Annotated in this window: 12 protein-coding genes and 1 tRNA gene; 10 read left to right on the plus strand and 3 right to left on the minus strand. The window is 66.4% G+C overall.

The features are described 5' to 3' along the window. The first annotated feature begins 38 nt into the window (after positions 1 to 38). A complete protein-coding gene (mfd, locus tag B841_RS04470; RefSeq protein ID WP_041632069.1) occupies positions 39 to 3,683 on the plus strand; it encodes a transcription-repair coupling factor in 3,645 nt (1,214 codons plus the stop codon). Here mfd and B841_RS04475 read toward each other — a convergent pair. Then, on the minus strand, positions 3,673 to 5,925 hold the full coding sequence (locus B841_RS04475) for a sensor histidine kinase (protein WP_156844701.1): 2,253 nt from the start codon (positions 5,923 to 5,925) through the stop codon (positions 3,673 to 3,675). The genes mfd and B841_RS04475 overlap by 11 nt on opposite strands. Beyond that, the gene (locus B841_RS04480) at positions 5,912 to 6,568 is read right to left on the minus strand and encodes a response regulator transcription factor (RefSeq protein ID WP_041631748.1); all 657 of its coding nucleotides are present in this window, start codon (positions 6,566 to 6,568) and stop codon (positions 5,912 to 5,914) included. The genes B841_RS04475 and B841_RS04480 overlap by 14 nt, the downstream gene beginning before the upstream one ends. A 114-nt stretch (positions 6,569 to 6,682) precedes the next feature. Between B841_RS04480 and B841_RS04485 the strand changes: the two genes are divergently transcribed. Then, positions 6,683 to 7,315 carry a MazG nucleotide pyrophosphohydrolase domain-containing protein gene (locus tag B841_RS04485; RefSeq protein ID WP_020934297.1) on the plus strand — a complete coding sequence of 211 codons (633 nt, stop codon included), beginning with the start codon at positions 6,683 to 6,685 and terminating at the stop codon, positions 7,313 to 7,315. Here the strand turns inward: B841_RS04485 and B841_RS04490 are convergent. Then, positions 7,312 to 7,773 carry a hypothetical protein gene (locus B841_RS04490; protein WP_020934298.1) on the minus strand — a complete coding sequence of 154 codons (462 nt, stop codon included), beginning with the start codon at positions 7,771 to 7,773 and terminating at the stop codon, positions 7,312 to 7,314. The genes B841_RS04485 and B841_RS04490 overlap by 4 nt on opposite strands. A gap of 216 nt (positions 7,774 to 7,989) precedes the next feature. Here B841_RS04490 and B841_RS04495 point away from each other — a divergent pair, with 216 nt between their 5' ends. The 8 genes from B841_RS04495 (at position 7,990) to B841_RS04530 (ending at position 14,653) form a co-directional block, all read left to right on the plus strand. Continuing rightward, complete coding sequence (locus B841_RS04495) at positions 7,990 to 8,778, plus strand: lytic transglycosylase domain-containing protein (protein ID WP_020934299.1); 789 nt, start codon at positions 7,990 to 7,992, stop codon at positions 8,776 to 8,778. 140 nt (positions 8,779 to 8,918) lie between these two features. Beyond that, the gene (gene eno, locus B841_RS04500) at positions 8,919 to 10,196 is read left to right on the plus strand and encodes a phosphopyruvate hydratase (protein ID WP_020934300.1); all 1,278 of its coding nucleotides are present in this window, start codon (positions 8,919 to 8,921) and stop codon (positions 10,194 to 10,196) included. A gap of 94 nt (positions 10,197 to 10,290) precedes the next feature. Further along, positions 10,291 to 10,803, plus strand: coding sequence for a septum formation initiator family protein (locus tag B841_RS04505; RefSeq protein WP_084482075.1), 513 nt, complete (start codon positions 10,291 to 10,293; stop codon positions 10,801 to 10,803). A 55-nt stretch (positions 10,804 to 10,858) separates the two neighbouring features. Beyond that, positions 10,859 to 11,419: a DUF501 domain-containing protein gene (locus tag B841_RS04510; RefSeq protein WP_020934302.1), complete on the plus strand. Its 561-nt coding sequence runs from the start codon at positions 10,859 to 10,861 to the stop codon at positions 11,417 to 11,419. 14 nt (positions 11,420 to 11,433) lie between these two features. After that, the gene (locus tag B841_RS04515; RefSeq protein ID WP_020934303.1) at positions 11,434 to 12,408 is read left to right on the plus strand and encodes a Ppx/GppA phosphatase family protein; all 975 of its coding nucleotides are present in this window, start codon (positions 11,434 to 11,436) and stop codon (positions 12,406 to 12,408) included. A gap of 33 nt (positions 12,409 to 12,441) precedes the next feature. Further along, a tRNA-Leu gene (locus B841_RS04520) sits at positions 12,442 to 12,518 on the plus strand. Positions 12,519 to 12,939: 421 nt separating this feature from the next. Then, positions 12,940 to 13,866 carry an ABC transporter ATP-binding protein gene (locus B841_RS04525; protein WP_020934304.1) on the plus strand — a complete coding sequence of 309 codons (927 nt, stop codon included), beginning with the start codon at positions 12,940 to 12,942 and terminating at the stop codon, positions 13,864 to 13,866. Beyond that, a complete protein-coding gene (locus B841_RS04530; protein WP_020934305.1) occupies positions 13,859 to 14,653 on the plus strand; it encodes an ABC transporter permease subunit in 795 nt (264 codons plus the stop codon). The genes B841_RS04525 and B841_RS04530 overlap by 8 nt, the downstream gene beginning before the upstream one ends. The last annotated feature ends 17 nt before the right edge of the window (positions 14,654 to 14,670 follow it).

Here is a 14,670-nt window from a genome sequence, read left to right on the forward strand (position 1 = left end):
AGACTATGGCAGCGAAGACGACGAAGGCGGACCCGGCGATGCTGGCGGGCCTGCTCAAAGTGGCCGCCACCGACCCGAAGCTCAAGGGGCTGGCCGGAAACGTGGGGCAACGACGCCTGCACATCGAGGCCATCGATCAAGCCCGCCCCTGGACCATCGGCACCCTGGCGCACCACGCGCCGGTGCTCGTGGTCACCGCCACCGGCCGCGAGGCGGAGGACCTCGCCGCGGAGCTGCGCGCCATGATGGGCGACAAGGTCGCCTGGTTCCCGTCCTGGGAGACGCTGCCGCACGAACGTCTGTCGCCGGGGGCGGACATCGTGGGCCGCCGCGCCGAGATCCTGCATAACCTCGCCGACTACCGCGTCGTGGTCACCGCCGCCCGCGGCTTTTGCCAACCCATCCTCGAGCGAGCTGAGGGGCGCGCCCCGATCGTGCTGGCGGAAGACGAGGAACACGACCTGGGCGAGATCACCGACCAACTGGTCTTCCGCGCCTACAGCCACGTCGACTTGGTGGCCAAGCGCGGTGAGTTCGCCGTCCGCGGCGGCATCCTCGACGTCTTTCCCACGACCCTGGACCACCCCGTGCGCGTGGAATTCTGGGGCGACGAGATCACCGACGTCCGCCAGTTCTCCGTCGCGGACCAGCGCACGCTCGACGACGTCGAAGTGGGGCGGGTGGAGATCTACCCCGCGCGTGAGCTGCCGGTCACCGACGACGTCGCGGCGCGTGCCCGCGCGCTGAGCACCCAATACCCGGGCAACGCCACCCTGGTGGAGCTGTTGACCAAGCTGGGCGACCGCATTCCCGCCGACGGCATGGAGGCGCTCATCCCGGTGCTCAGCGACAGCCCGCTGGTCACTCTGCCGGACTTCCTGCCGGAGGACGCGCACGTGTTGCTCATCGCCCCGGAAAAAATCCGCACCCGGATCGCGGACCTGGAGTCCACCGACGCGGAATTTCTCGCCGCCGGCTGGGAAGCCGCCGCGATGGGCGCTTCCGGCCCGATCGCCGCCGAAGGCCTGGACCTGTCGGCGTCGTCCTACCGCTCCTTCGAGGAATTGGAAGAAGCCGCACGCGACAACGGCACCCCGTGGTGGACTTTCGCCCCGCCCGGCATGTTCGCCGCCGACGAAGCGGCGACACTGCCCTTGGAATATGAACCGGGCCCGGCGCCGCGAGGCGCTGACCAGGAGATCGCGGCGATGATGGCCGAGCTGCGTGCGCACACCACCGCGGGCGGCAGGGCGGCGTTCATCGCCCCGGCCGAAGGCGCCATCAAACGTATGGTGGAACGCTTCCGGGAACAGGGCGTGCCCGCCAAGGTGGCCACCCCGGGGTGGGAGCCCACCCCGGGTGAAATCACGCTGTACCAGGCGCTCAGCCACGCCGGCCTGGTCTTCCCGAAAGTGCGCAAGCACAAAGACGCCGAGGCGCTGCCGCTGGTCGTGGTCACGGAAACCGACCTGACGGGCAACCGGGTCGGAGACATCGCCGGCGCCAAACGCCGCCCCGCGAAACGCCGCAACCGCGTCGACCCGCTCGCACTGAAGACCGGCGACTACGTCGTGCATGAAACCCACGGCATCGGACGCTTCCTCAAAATGGCCGAGCGCACCATCAACACCGGCGATGAAACCTCCCGCCGCGAATACATCGTCCTCGAATACGCGCCGGCCCGGCGCGGCCAGCCCGCGGATCAGCTGTGGGTGCCGATGGAGTCGCTCGACATCTTGAGCAAGTACTCCGGCGGCGAGGCCCCGACGCTGTCGAAGATGGGGGGTTCGGACTGGAAGAACACGAAGAAGAAGGCGCGCGCCGCCGTACGCGAGATCGCCGGGGAGCTGGTCGAGCTCTACGCCAAGCGGCAGGCCGCGCCGGGACGGAAGTTCGGACCGGACACGCCGTGGCAGGCGGAGATGGAGGACAACTTCCCGTTCGTCGAGACCGAGGATCAGATGGAGGCCATCGAGGCGGTCAAGCACGACATGGAGCGCACCACGCCGATGGATCGGGTCATTGTCGGCGACGTCGGTTATGGCAAGACGGAGGTCGCGGTGCGCGCGGCGTTCAAGGCGGTCCAGGACGGCACCCAGGTGGCGGTGTTGGTGCCGACCACGTTGTTGGCGCAGCAGCACACGAAGACGTTCATTCAGCGCATGGATGGTTTTCCGATCACGATTCGGGAGTTGTCGCGCTTTACTTCGACGGCGGAGTCGAAGGAGATTCTCAGCGGTCTCGCCGACGGTTCCGTCGACGTGGTCATCGGCACCCACCGCCTGCTGCAGACCGGGGTGAACTGGAAGAACCTCGGGCTGATCATCGTGGACGAGGAGCAGCGTTTCGGCGTGGAGCACAAGGAGCACATCACGGCGCTGCGCAGCCACGTGGACGTGTTGACGATGTCGGCCACCCCGATTCCGCGCACCTTGGAGATGAGCATGTCCGGCATCCGGGAGATGACCACGATGCTCACCCCGCCGGAGGACCGGCATCCGGTGCTGACCTATGTCGGCGCCTACGAGGACAAGCAGGTGGCGGCGTCGATCCGCCGCGAGCTGCTGCGCGACGGCCAGGTGTTCTTCATCCACAACAAGGTCGCCGACATCGAGAAGAAGGCCCGCGAGCTGCGCGATCTGGTGCCCGAGGCGCGCATCGTCGTCGCCCACGGCCAGATGAGCGAGGAACAGCTGGAGCGCACGGTCCAGGGGTTCTGGGACCGCGAGTACGACGTGCTGGTGTGCACCACCATCGTGGAGACCGGCCTGGACATCGCGAACGCGAACACCCTGATCGTCGAAAACGCCCACCACATGGGGCTGAGCCAGTTGCACCAGCTGCGTGGCCGAGTGGGACGGTCCCGCGAACGCGGGTACGCCTACTTCCTGTACCCCAAGGGCGCGACCCTGTCGGAGACCTCCTACGACCGCCTGGCCACCATCGCCCAGAACAACGACCTGGGCGCCGGCATGGCCGTGGCGCAGAAGGACCTGGAGATGCGCGGCGCCGGCAACGTGCTCGGCGCGCAGCAGTCCGGGCACATCGCGGGCGTCGGCTTCGACCTGTACGTCCGCCTCGTCGGCGAGGCCGTCGAGGCGTACAAGGCCCTGGCCAAGGGTGAGACCATCGACGCCACCGACCAGGCGCCGAAGGAAATCCGCATCGACCTGCCCGTCGACGCGCACATCCCGGAGTCTTACATCAACTCCGAGCGGCTGCGCCTGGAGATCTACCGCAAGATCGCCTCGTCGAAGGACAACACGGATCTGCAGCTGATCGTGGAGGAGATGGAGGACCGCTACGGCCCCGTCCCGGAAGAAGTCTCCCGGCTGTTGGCCGTCGCCCGCCTGCGGCACCAGGCCCGTCGCGCCGGGGTCACCGACATCGGGGTGCAGGGCACCCGCATCAAGGTCCACCCGGTGGAGTTGGCCGATTCGAAGCAGGTGCGTCTCAAGCGCCTGTTCCCGGGCTCGAACTACCGGGCCGCCGCCAAGGCCATCCAGTTGTCCTTCCCCAAGGCCGGCCGCAACGTCACCGCCCCGAAGCTGCGTGACGAGGAGCTGCTGCAGTGGATGGCGGATTTCTTGAGTTCGATGTTCGACGTGGACGCCACCGACGTCACGGGCGGGGAGGGAAAGAAGAAAGCGCGCAAGGGCAAGGTCTTTTCCGTCAGCGAGTGACCGGCACGCTGACGCGCCGGGCCTCGCCGTCGCCGAGTTCGGCCACCAGCGTGGCATAGGAGTGGCGGCCCGGGGGCAGCAACCGCACCGTCAGCGCGTCGCAGTCGTCCAAATCAGCGGCGGTGGACACCAGACGTTCCTCCAACTCCCGGTGCGGGGCGGGGTCGGCCGTGGCGGGGCTGCGGTCGTCGATGAGCCGAACCTGCGCGCCCCGGGTCCGCGCCTCCCAGACGGCGACCGTGACCGCCGGGGTGTCCAGCAGGGGTGAGCGGATCGCGTCGCGCAGGCGTTTTTCCATGATCTTCGCATACTCCGGGGAAGTGTCGTCGATGACGACCTGCAACTGGCGCCGCAACCACTGCGTCCACCCGTCGAGGAAGCGGCGGCCCCCGGTCGTGCGGTCCAGGCTGACGAGCTCGTCGCGGCTGGCGCGTTCCAACAGTGGCAGCGAACGCAGCAATTTGCCCAGCAGCACCGGGATGAATGACGCCGGCACCAGCAGCGACGCCTGATTGAGCAACCACTCCGCAGACGACGCCTCCGCAGCCAGGGACAGCGCGTCCGTGGCCTGGATAAGGGCCGTCGCGGCGGATACCGCCAGCCACGTCCCCCAAGCAAACCCTGCCCGGTCCCGCAACGCCAGATACGCGCACAGCAACAACCCCACCGGCACGTACCACCGGTACGGCCATTCCGAGGAAGCGGGAAAAGGCGCGAACTGGCCGAGCATGACCATGGCGAAGGCGCACGCGGACACCCCGTAGGCCGCCGGCGAGTCGAGACGCACCCCTTCCACGCGGCACAACAACGATAAAGCCACGGCCGTCAACGCCAACCCCGCGAGGAAGTGCCCCCACGCGCCGCTGTGATCGTTGAGCAGGCCGAGGCCCACGAACACCGCGAAAGCGGCCGCCGCCGTCGCGGGCCGGAACAACGTGCCGATGCCCAACGTCTCCTGCGCCGACGGCAACGGCCGCCGCGCAGCCTCCGGGGCAGCCGTCTCCGTGGACGAGGTGCTCCTGTCCCATTCCACGCGCACCCGCGTACCCGCCCCGGGCGCGGTGTCCAGCTCCACGCTCAATCCGAGAATGTTGCGTGGGCGGCGCAGAATCGAAATCCGTACCCCGGCGCGGTCCGTGGGGATCTGTGACGGATCAAAGCCCGGCCCGTCATCCGACACCGTCACCCGTAGGCGACCGTCCCACTCAAAGACCGCCCGGCAGTTCGCGTCGGGGGCGTGGCGCCTGGAATTCGACACCGCCTCATACACGCAGTCAATGATTGCCGCGGCCGCTTCGGTGGGCATGACGGCGCTGAGAGGGACGTCGGAGCGGGCGTCGAGTTCGGTCCCGGGAGCGGCCTTCCTCACCACCTCCCGAAGTGCCTTCGCCACTGCAGTGACCGCAGTGGATCGGGAATCGGGCATTTTCAGGGGCGTTGAATCATTCAGCTGTTCCACCGGAAGTGTCCCGGCGGCCACGGCCCGCAGATCTGCCAGCACGGTGTCGTGCACGTGGGACAGGAAGCGATTCTCCAATTCGCCCAGCAACGATGAACGCGCGACGGTCACCGCCGAGCGGTACTCTGCGACCGCGGCGGCGTCCAACCGGCGGCTGACCTGTCGGCCGCGCGCGATCATGAACAAAAACGGTCCCATCAACAGCCACGCGTGGCCGACTTCCATGAGGAGGTAAAACAGACTGTCCGGCGGGACCACGCTGTTGAAGGAGACGGCGAAGGAAAGCATCGTCAACGCTGCGAGTGTGCCCACACCCGCCGGCGCCGCCGCCACCAGCACGGCCGCCGGCAACCCGGCGTAATCACCGAGATAGAGCACCTGTAACGGGGAGGCCCCCGTCATCACACGGAAACCGATGTGGATGGCGAGCAGCGCGCTGAAGGCCACGAACGTGCCCCGGAACACCGCGTAGTAGTAGCGGCGGGAATGCACCAGCGCCGCCGAGAGCAGAAACACGGCGGACAGGCCCAGCATCACCAGCGCCACGACGGCCCACGGAGTCAGAGGCAGAGTTCCGTCGATGAGCCGGGCCGCGTTGCTGCGGGACAGCCCCACGAAGATCGGGTAACTGACGCCGGCGACCATGGCGACGATGCGCAGCAGGTTCAACTCCGAGTGCAGAGCTCGGTGAAAAGCGCCCTCCAGTTGAGGTGGCAGTCCGGTGGGGCGCTGTCTGGGGGCGGGTTCGGCATAGACGGCCTCCAGGGAGCTAGGACCAGGCATGAGGATCGTCCGGGCCCGGCAACAGACCGTCCTCCTGCGCACGACGGAAGAGTTCGATCTTCGTGTTGGCGGGTCGACCCGACAACGCATATTTGGTGCGGATGCGCTCCAGATAGTCCTGCACTGTCTCCGGAGACAGATCGAGCAAGCGAGCCACCCGCTTCGCCGATTCGCCGGAGGCGTACAGCTCCAGCACGTCGCGCTGCCGGGCAGACAACTTCGTGTGGGGGAAATCCCCGTCGGCGTCGATCGCGGCGGCCCAGTCTGCGGTGGCGTACACCTTGCCCGCGGCAACCGTGCGCACCGCCTCCGTAAGCTCCGCGATGGGCCGGGACTTCTCAATTACCCCGTGCACCCCGGCCTGCAGCGCCCGCCGGATCAGATAGGGCGATTCCAACGACGAATAAATGAGCACGTGTGCGCCCTGGGAAATCAGCCGATGAGCGTTAGCGAAAGGATCTGAATCATCACCCAGCCGCAGGTCCAGCAATACGACGTCCGCGTACGGCCATCCGCTGCGCTCATAACCCGTCACGGTGGGGAAGACGGCCTGAAACTCCAGGTCAGAAGAGCTACTCACGGTGTGGGTAATGCCGAGGGCCGTTGCCTCGTGATCCTCGATCGCCGCCACGGTGACATTCATATTCCGAGCGTAGCGCGTACAACTGCTCAATGGGAGGGGAACCGGGACGCCAGTGCCCCTGGAAAATGGGGGCACCGGGCTTCGCCGGCCTTTGTCGCACCTAGAATAAGGGTCATGACCGTGCTGCTCCTTGACCCTCGCTGGCCCACCCTCATCCCGTTGGAAGCCCAAGGGCAGCTGGAAACCCCCGTCACCTACACCTCCGAAGTGCCGATCGCGGTGCGCTGGAACTTCGAGGGCCTGCTCGCAGGAGAAGACGTCACCGGACGCGGCACTCTGGTCACCACCGACGCCGACGACCCGGACGCCGCCGCCCGGATCAGGCGCGGCGAACGCCTCATCGAGGCCGTCAGCAGGCAGGACACCGTATTCGAGGCACAACGCATCATGGCCAAGGCGGTGCGCCAAGGGCAGTGGGAGGCCGGGCAGAGCCACGCATCGCTGCTGCCGTACCTGCAGGAGGAGGCCGAGGAATTCGCCGAGGCCGTACGTACCGGAGCCAGCGATGCGCAGCTGCTGGCCGAACTGGGCGACGTGCTGTTGCAGGTGCTCTTCCACGCGGAGATCGCCTCCCGCCGCAGCGCCTTCACCTTCGATGACGTGGCGGGGGCGTTCGTGGCCAAGATGCGCTCGCGCGCGCCCTACCTTTTCGACGGCACCACCGGGCTGGTCGGCGAAGACGAACAGAACCGGCTGTGGGCGCAGGGCAAACGCAACGAGCGCGACTCAGGGGAGGGGCAGTCTTAGCCCAAGCCCGGGAACGGGACGTCGAAGTCCAGGTTGAACTGCGACGACAGTGACGGCAGCGTGTCGATGATCGTGGTGAAGTCGCCGTTCATCACCGCGGAGGACAGTGCTGCGGGATCAAGCGGGTCCGGCTGCACGACGTCGCACTCAAGGGCCTTGTCGCCGATGGCGTTGATCGTCGGAGTAGCCGCGACCTGAACCGCCTGATCGTCGCCGAGGCTGTTACGCAGAGAAGTGATGAGTTCGCCCCGGGTGGTGCCGTCGTTGACCATTCCGGAAGCCTTCACGATCGGGCCGAATACATCGCAGTGGGCATCGTTGACGAAGCTCACGGCGGCCTCGTTCATTCCCAGCAGAGTATGCAGGTTCAGTGGGCTGGCGCCCGCGGCAGGAACGAGGGCGACGGAGGCGGCTGCGGCCGCGGCGGCGGCGGACACGGCGAGGGTGCGAAGTTTCATGGACAATCCTTTACGGGGCATGGTTGAGACAGGGCCTTCACAGCATATGTTGTTTGTGCGGCAAAAGGGGTCCCTGTGATTTAGCTGTGACCATTCCCTCATTGGTGGCCTCGCCACCGCACACCCCCGCTGCGCCTGGCAACTCCATGTCAGACGCATATTCGCCGCTCTCGCGGGTTCCTCCTCCGCAGGTGCAGGCCTGTACGATCAATCGCCATGAGCAAAGGCCTGAATAGAGCGACCGGCTGTGGCTGCGGCGTCATTTTGGCCATTGTCCTCGTGGTCACGCTGGTCGGGTGGCTGCTGTCGTTTCAATCCGGCCCGATCACGCGCACCCCGCTGCAACCCATCCCGGATGACGTCCCGCCGCGGGCAGGGGCCGAAGTTCCCGCCGTCGACGTCAATGCCCCGGGCCGCACCAGCGACAAGCTCAGTCACTGGGCCACGCCGCTGGCAGAGCAGACCAATATTCCGGAACCGGCCCTGCGCGCCTACGGCAACGCCGAGCTCATCGCCGCCGAGGCATGGCCGCAGTGCAACCTGACCTGGAACACCCTCGCCGGCATCGGCTGGGTCGAGACCCGCCACGGCACCTACGCGGGCAGCTTTTTCGGCAGCGCCAGCATCAACGAGGAGGGCGTCGCCGAGCCGCCGATCATCGGCATCCCGCTCGACGGCAGCCCCGGCGTCGCCGAAATCCCCGACACCGACGGCGGGCGGTGGGACAACGACACCGAATACGACCGCGCGATCGGCCCGATGCAGTTCATCCCCGACTCGTGGCGACGCTACGGACTCGACGCCGACGGCGACGGCGAACCCAACCCGCACCAGATCGACGACGCCTCCCTCGGCGCGGCGAACCACCTGTGCGACAACGGCGCCGACCTGGCCACCGCCGAAGGGTGGACGGAGGCGGTGCTGTCTTATAACCGCTCGCGGGAATACCTGATCAATGTCCGCGACGCGGCGGCGTCGTATGCGCTGAACCAGCCCGCACCCTGACGTCCCTTGCCCCTTAAACGGGTCAACGGTGCACGTCCAGAAAGATTTTCTGCCACAATAGTAGATCGAGGTCGCACGCCGACGTCTCATACGCGTGTGAACTTCTCCCATGGAAACACGATCTTCTTTAGGAGGCCCCTGTGGCTGACATCATGCACGTTTTTGCCCGCGAGATCCTTGACTCCCGCGGCAACCCGACCCTCGAGGCCGAGGTCTTCCTCGACGACGGCTCCCGGGGTCTCGCCGGTGTTCCCTCCGGCGCCTCCACCGGCGTCCACGAGGCGCATGAGCTGCGTGACGGCGGCGACCGTTACCTGGGCAAGGGCGTGCTGAAAGCAGTCGAAAACGTCAACGAGGACATCGCCGACGAGCTCGCCGGCATGGTCGCGGACGACCAGCGTCTGATCGACCAGGCCATGATCACCCTCGACGGCACGGACAACAAGTCCCGCCTCGGCGCCAACGCCATCCTCGGTGTTTCCATGGCCGCCGCCAAGGCCGCCGCAGAATCCGCGAACCTGCCGCTCTACCGCTACGTCGGCGGCCCGAACGCCCACGTCCTGCCGGTGCCGATGATGAACATCATCAACGGCGGCGCCCACGCCGACTCCGGCGTCGACGTCCAGGAGTTCATGATCGCCCCGATCGGTTTCGACTCCTTCTCCGAGGCGCTGCGCGCGGGCACCGAGGTCTACCACGCACTGAAGAAGGTCATCCAGGACAAGGGCCTGTCCACCGGCCTGGGCGACGAGGGCGGCTTCGCCCCGTCGGTCGACTCCACCCGCGCCGCGCTGGACCTGATCGTCGAGGCCATCAAGGACGCCGGTTTCGAGCCGGGCAAGGACATCGCCCTGGCCCTGGACGTGGCCTCCTCCGAGTTCTGCAAGGACGGCACGTACTACTTCGAGGGTGGCGAGCTCACCGCCGAGGAGATGTCCCAGGTCTACAGCGATCTGGTCGACGAGTACCCGATCGTCTCCATTGAAGATCCGCTGCAGGAGGATGACTGGGACGGCTACGTCGCCCTGACTAAGGCCATCGGCGAGAAGGTCCAGCTCGTGGGCGACGACTTCTTCGTCACCAACCCGAAGCGTCTGGCCGAGGGCATCGAGAAGAAGGCCGCCAACTCGATCCTGGTCAAGGTCAACCAGATCGGCACCCTGACCGAGACCTTCGACGCCGTGGAGATGGCCCACCGCGCCGGCTACACCTCCATGATGTCCCACCGCTCCGGCGAGACCGAGGACACCACCATCGCCGACCTGGCCGTCGGCCTGAACTGCGGCCAGATCAAGACCGGCGCCCCGGCGCGTTCCGACCGGGTGGCCAAGTACAACCAGCTGCTGCGCATCGAGCAGGAGCTCGGTGAGGCCGCCGTCTACGCAGGCCGCTCCGCCTTCCCGCGCTTCCAGGCCTAAACCCGCCTGACACACCCGCGACCCCCGTTTCTGTCCGCCTCTGCGGTGCGTGAAGCGGGGGTCGCGGCGTCTCGTGGCTATGATCGAATCCATCATGGCTAAGAAGAACCGACCCGCCCGCCGCACCACGGTGCCGGTGTCGTCGCGCGACGCCAGGGACAGGAAACCCGCCGCGTCGCGTACTCGGGTGCGGCGCCCGAACCTCTGGGTCGTCGCCGTCATCGTCACGGTGGTACTGATCGTCCTCCTCGCCATCGGCGTGCCACTGCGCAACTACTATCAAGGCCGCACCGAGATCGCCCGCCTCAACGAATCCATCGTCGCCAAGCAGGAGGAGAAGGACCGCCTCCTCGACGAGATTGAGCGGTATGAAGATGAGGAGTACATCCGGCAGGAGGCCCGCCGCCGGCTCGGCGTCATCGAGCCGGGGGAGACCGCCTACCGCATCATTGATCCCCGGATGGACACGGACGGCTCGTTGAGCACCCCGCACGGGGCGGAGGAAACCCTCGACCCGTGGTACGTCACCCTGTGGGAATCCATCTCCGAGCCGCCGATGCCCGAGGTGGACATACCCCCGCCCCCGTCCGAGCCGGAGGCCCCCTGAGGCTCGCTGGCAGCGTGGTGGGGAAGTCCGACGGGGATGTGAGATACTACCTCCCATGACTGTCACCGATGCGGATCTTGCTATCGTCGCCGAGCAGCTCGGCCGCCGCCCCCGCGGCGTCCTGGACATCTCCTACCGCACCCCGGACGGGCAACCGGCCGTGATCAAAACGGCGCCCCGGCTTGCCGACGGCACCCCGTTCCCCACCCTGTACTACCTCACTGATCCGCGCCTGACCGCGGAGGCCTCCCGCCTGGAGGGGGCCCACGTGATGAAGTGGATGGAAGCCCGTCTGGGAGAAGACGAGGCGCTGGCCGAGGACTACCGCGCCGCCCACGAGCACTACCTCACGCAGCGCAACGCCATCGAGGACTTGGAGACGGACTTCTCCGGCGGCGGCATGCCCACCCGCGTCAAGTGCCTGCACGTGCTCATCGGCTACGCGCTGGCCGAAGGCCCGGGACATTTCCGACTGGGCACCGAGGCCGTGGCCATCGCCGCGGAACATGGCAACCTGCGCGGCTCCGCCATCCCCGCCGACTGGCCCACCACCCGTGAGCTCGGCATCGCCGTCGACCCCGACGGCGCCGCCAGTTTCCTGGACGACGAGAAGTAGGGGAGACGCCCACGATGACCCGTGTAGCTGCCGTTGATTGCGGCACGAACTCCATCCGTCTGCTCGTCTCCGACGTTCATCCCGACGGCTCGATCCACGAAGTGACCCGACTCAACGAAATTGTGCGTCTGGGCCAGGACGTCGACGCCACCGGCATGCTCCACCCCGACGCGATCGAACGCACCCGCCTCGCCTTGGCCGAGTACGTCGAAATCATGGAACAGGAAAACGTCCGCACCGTGCGGATGGTGGCCACCTCCGCGACTCGCGACGCCGGCAACCGCGACGAGTTCTTCGCCATGACCGCGGAGCTGCTCGGCCGCATCACTCCCGGGGCATCCGCCGAAGTCATCGGCGGCGACGAGGAAGCGACGCTGTCTTTCCGCGGGGCGGTGTCCGACCTGGACCCGGCGGACGCGCCCTTCTGCGTCATCGACCTCGGCGGCGGTTCCACGGAGTTCATCGTCGGCGACGCCGACGGCGAGATCCTCGGCGCTGCCTCCACGCAGATGGGGTGCGTGCGCTTGACGGAGCGCATCATGACCTCCGATCCTGCGGAGGAAGAGCAGATCCGCGCGGGAGAAGATTACGTCGCTGAGCGCGTTGCCGAAGTCGAGCAGCTCGTGCCGCTGGAAGAGGCGAAGACCTTCGTCGGGGTGGCCGGCACCTTCACCACGCTGGCGGCGCTCGCCCTGGGCTTGGAGAGCTACGACCGGAGCGAGATCCACGGTTCGGAACTGAAGTTCGACGCCTTGCGGGTGATGACCTGCCGGCTCGTCGAAGCAACCTCCGCGAAACGCGCCATGCATCCGGTGATCCACCCGGGCCGAGCCGACGTCATCGGCGGGGGCGGCGTCGTAGTCAACGGGATCATCGACCTGCTCAAGCGCACCAACAAGGACGCCACGAGCTTCGTCATCTCCGAGCGCGACATCCTCGACGGCATTGTGGCGGGGCTGGCTGACGGCCTCCCGGCAGCCACCGAGTAGACTCTTTTTTCAGCCGCCACGCGCGGCCTACCCGCCCCCATAGCCCAACCGGCAGAGGCAGTCGACTTAAAATCGATTCAGTCTGGGTTCGAATCCCAGTGGGGGCACCACTACCAGCATAAATAGTGCGGCCGGCAGTCAGAACCTGCCTTCAGCGTCCACCCAGTGCCCACACAATAAATGAGGCGGGCAGAGTGGCAGGCATGCCCGGCCCACCGCGCTTGCGCCGGGTTCCCGGCGAATGACCTCCCTGGCGTCAGGCAACCGGTCTAAACTGGGGAAGTAACCAAAAATCATGGACATGGCGCAGGCTGGGGCACTTCCGTTCCGCTGTCAGGGTGGAGAAAAGCTGATGGACAACTTCAACACACAGGATTTTCTATGTTCCTCCGGGGCACCCACAGGTGGCACGCCTGATTCTCGTGCTCCCGGGCACGCTCGACCGCATCGCTCCAGTCCTGCTGCCTGTCCCTATGAGACAACCGCATCGCCGTGGCCGGTCGTCTACGACGCCTAGGGGGAGGTGACCAGGTGTCCACTGTGATCCACGCCCACCAGCTCCGGAAGAAGTACGGGCAACACCTCGCCGTCGACGGCATTGACTTGAACGTGGAGCGCGGTTCCATTTATGGCCTCGTGGGCCCCAACGGCGCGGGCAAAACAACGATTCTGCGCATGCTCGTCGACGTCATCCGGCCCACCAGCGGTGATCTCACGGTGCTGGGGGAGGTCCCGCGTCAATCGAATTCCGCATTACGCCAGCGCATCGGATATCTCCCCGGAGAGTTGAAACTCACTGCACGCGTCACCGGCAAAGTACTTCTCCAGCAGTTGGGGAAGGTGAGCGGGCCGGTGGACGAGACCTTTGTGGCGACACTCGCCGAGCGCCTGGGCCTCGACTTGAGTCGCCCGGTGCACGCTCTGTCCAAAGGCAACAAACAGAAAATCGGGCTGGTCCAAGCCTTCATGCACCGCCCTGAGCTGCTCATTTTAGATGAACCCACCAGCGGCCTCGACCCCCTGATGCAGCGGGAGTTTCTGGCGCTGGTCCGGGAAGCCCAGTCGGAGGGACAAACGGTGCTGCTCAGTTCGCACATCCTGAGTGAGATCCAACATGCCGCCGATGAGGTGGCGGTGCTGACGGGTGGCAAGATCGTGGCGGACAACGACGTCTCCTCCCTGCGCCTGGCGAGCATCTCGCACCTACGCGCAACGCTCGCCGGCACGCTTGTCGATGACGTTCTCGCCTGCTTCACCCCGCTGTCTGACCTGCAAGACGTTCAGGTGACCTCCGCTCCGGGCGATCTGGTCCGACTCACCGCCAGCGTGCAGGGCGATATTGACGCGGTGATCAAAGCCCTCGCCCAATTCCAGGTCCTGGCTCTGACCATCGAGGAACCCGACCTCGAAGAGTCCATCCTGAACCTCTACTCCTCCGAGGCGGCGAACCATGAGTAGCACACCGATTTTCATCCGCGGCGTCCTCGGCAGTTGGCGTGGGCTCCTGGCGTGGGCGGCGGCGATCGTGGCGGTGCTTTTGCTCTATCTTCCGCTGTATCCCTCCATGCAGACGCCCGAACTGAGCCAGATGATCAACAACCTCCCCTCCGAGCTCGTGCAGGCACTCGGTTATGAAGACATCACCTCCGGTGCGGGTTATACGCAAGCCACCTTCTTCGGCTTGATCGGGTTCATCCTCATCATCATCGCCGCAATCTCATGGGGATCGGCGGCCATCGCCGGCAACGAGGAATCCGGGCAGCTGGAGCTGACCCTGGCCCATGCCGTAGGGCGGGTCCAGTACGCGCTGGAATCCGCCGCCGCCCTGGTGGTTAAGGTCCTGCTGCTGGGGGTGGTCGCCTTTCTCGGCATCACCCTTCTCAATGGCCCGTCTGAGCTGGGCCTACAGGCCGATAACCTGCTCGCGGTCATTCTGGCGTGGACGGGCCTCGGGCTGACGGCCGGGACCGTAGCGTTGGCCGCGGGCGCTGTGACCGGCAAACGAGCATGGGCCGTCGGGGCGAGCTCCAGCGTCGTGGTTCTCGGCTATGCCTTTGACGCCCTGGGCGAGATGAACCCCGACATGGAATGGCTGCAACCATTTTCTCCGTACCACTGGGCATTCAGGAACGCTCCCCTGGCACAGGGCGTTGATTGGGGCGGATTGACGCTGTTGTGGGGATTGAGTTTTCTGCTCATCGTGGTCTCCGCGTGGGCCCTGGCTCGACGAGATATCACCGGTTAGCCATCACCACCAGGTAG

It is taken from the genome of Corynebacterium maris DSM 45190 (assembly GCF_000442645.1).
GTDB classification, from domain to species: domain Bacteria; phylum Actinomycetota; class Actinomycetes; order Mycobacteriales; family Mycobacteriaceae; genus Corynebacterium; species Corynebacterium maris.